Source organism: Pseudoalteromonas sp. SIMBA_162 (assembly GCF_046535955.1).
GTDB classification, from domain to species: domain Bacteria; phylum Pseudomonadota; class Gammaproteobacteria; order Enterobacterales; family Alteromonadaceae; genus Pseudoalteromonas; species Pseudoalteromonas marina.
Map to the genome: position 1 here is coordinate 1 of NZ_JAWJBQ010000582.1, position 263 is coordinate 263.

A 263-nucleotide genomic window follows, 5' to 3' on the forward strand; every position below is an offset into this window, starting at 1 on the left:
GACCTCGATAAAACTTCACTTCCTCAAAAGATAGCAGTATATACCTGCATTACCAACTTACTTCAACAAGCAAATCTAAATCCTCAAAATATTATCCTCCGATTAGCATGCAATATCCCCATAAATATGTACAAGGATGCTCAGTTAAAACAAAAGTATAAGAGTTTCCTTGAAAACAATGGAGATAAAATATTCCTTATCTTGAATCAAAACCCTTTTATTTTCACACTAACAGATATTACTATAGCGTTCGAAGGCATGGG

The 263-nt window shown here is 33.5% G+C and carries 1 protein-coding gene; it reads left to right on the forward strand.

Going from position 1 to position 263, the window contains the following annotated elements; genetic code table 11:
- A partial coding sequence (locus R0J88_RS21010; RefSeq protein ID WP_410901028.1) for a hypothetical protein occupies positions 1 to 263 on the forward strand: 263 nt, incomplete at both ends.